Annotated in this window: 1 protein-coding gene and 1 pseudogene; one reads left to right on the top strand and one right to left on the bottom strand. The window is 70.8% G+C overall.

The features are described from left to right. Positions 1 to 63: 63 nt before the first annotated feature. Positions 64 to 174: pseudogene (locus ACT4N8_RS10990) on the top strand (YdeI/OmpD-associated family protein); the annotation flags it as partial. A 74-nt stretch (positions 175 to 248) separates the two neighbouring features. Here ACT4N8_RS10990 and ACT4N8_RS10985 read toward each other — a convergent pair. Beyond that, positions 249 to 1,640 (bottom strand): cytochrome P450, encoded by a 1,392-nt coding sequence (locus ACT4N8_RS10985; protein ID WP_444858165.1) that lies wholly within the window; start codon positions 1,638 to 1,640, stop codon positions 249 to 251. Positions 1,641 to 1,746 lie beyond the last annotated feature (106 nt).

The raw sequence follows: 1,746 nt of genomic DNA, 5'->3' as shown, positions 1-1,746 counted from the left end.
CGCGCCTACGAGCAGAATAAGGGCCGCAGCGGCGTCTACGCGTATGAGAACGAACAAAGGGAGCTGACCGCCGAGGAAACCGCCGCCTTCAGGCGCAACAAGCCGGCCTGGGCGGATTGGGAAAAGCGCCCGCCCGGCTACCGCAAGGTCGTGCTGCACTGGGTGACGAGCGCGAAACGGCCGGAGACCCGCGCGAAGCGGCTCGCCACCTTGATCGAGGACAGCGCCGCCGGACGCAAGATCGCCGGCTACGATATCGGCCGAAAGAAGGACGAGCCGCGCGGCTCCAGCCGGAGCGGAAGCCCACCCGCCGGGCGCAAGGTCACCATCCCGTGGGTGCGCACCTCGTGGCCCGGGACCGGCGCGAAGGACCAGCCGGCGAGCCACTCGGCGAGGATGGTCAGCGCTTCGATCGTCGCGAAGCGGGCGCCGACGCAGGTGCGCTGACCGGCGCCGAACGGGATGTACTGGAAGCGGTGGCGCTCCCGCCCACCCTCGGCGAATCGGCCGGGATCGAAGGCGTCGGGATCGTCCCACAGCGCCCGGTGCCGGTGCAGGATCCAGGGCCAGATCGAGACGATGTCGCCGGGCTGGACCTCATGCTCCCCGAGCCGGTCGGGCGCCGCCGCCTGGCGGTCGAAGCGCGGCGCGGACGGGTAGAGCCGCAGCGTCTCCTCGAGGATGCGCCGCAGCAGCGGCAGCCGGTCGGGAAGCTCGGCATCGTCGGCGCCGGCGGCAAGCGCCGCCCGCGCCTCCGCCGCCGCTTCCTCCTGCAGCGCCGGCTGCTCGGACAAGAGGAAGAGCGCCCAGGTGAGCGCATTCGCCGTGGTTTCGTGGCCGGCGAGGTAGAAGGTGGCGGCGTTGTCGACCGCCAGCGCCAGCGCGTCCGCGTCCTCGAACTTGTCGCCGAGCGCGCGGATCAGGCGGCCGAGAAAATCGTCCGGGCCGCCGTCCGGCAGCCGCTCGCGCACGACCTGGGTCAGCGTCTCGCGGAGGAAGATCTGGCCCTTGCGGGCGCGCCAGCCGCGTGGGCTCCACGGCATCACCTTGAGGCCCAGCATCGCCTGGATGCGCGCCTCGCCGAAGCCTTCGAGCGCGGCGGCGATGTGGCGCATCGGCGCCTCGTCGGTCAGCCGCCGATCGCCCGCGAACAAAGCATCGGCGATGATCCGCATCGTCGTCGCGGTCGCCGCCACAGCCATGTCGCGTGTCCCCGCCGACCAGCGCGCGGCCGCGTCCCGCGCCGCCGCGGCGAAGACCGGGACCAGCGCGTCGACCGCGGCCGGCGCGAAATTGGCCGCGACGATCCGGCGCTGGTCGCGCCAAAGCTGGCCGTCCGAGGAGAGCAGGCCGCGGCCAATTACCGGCGCGAGCAATTTCTTGACGATGTCGGGCTTCAGATAATTGGCGGCATTGTCGAGCAGGACGTGCTGGACCAGCTCCGGCTCGAGCGGGATATGGACCCGGAAGCCGAGCACGTTGCGGCGCATGTAGGGCAGCTCGAACGCCTGCCGCGACCAGCCGTAGACCGAGGTCCGCGCCCGCTCCCCGAAGAAGCCGCGCCAGACCGGCACCGGCCCCGGCCCGCGCGGCGGATGCGGCGGGACGAAGCGGCTTCTTGGAGCTATCACGCCGTCCATCACTTCATCGTCTCTCCCGCGAGAGCAAGAGTCCAGCACCCAGCGGAGCAGGCGTATGCGGAATTCCTTGACAGGGGCCGTGTCCTCTATATATATGGCGAATATA

Origin of the sequence: Sphingosinicella sp. (assembly GCF_052387495.1) — a bacterium.
GTDB lineage: Bacteria > Pseudomonadota > Alphaproteobacteria > Sphingomonadales > Sphingomonadaceae > Allosphingosinicella.
The sequence above is the reverse complement of the archived record's forward strand: the minus strand, read 5'-3'. Positions and strand labels throughout refer to the sequence as shown.

Excerpts from the sequence above, each read along its gene's own strand:
- ACT4N8_RS10985 (WP_444858165.1), bottom strand. The coding sequence starts at position 1,640 with ATGGACGGCGTGATAGCTCCAAGAAGCCGCTTCGTCCCGCCGCATCCG.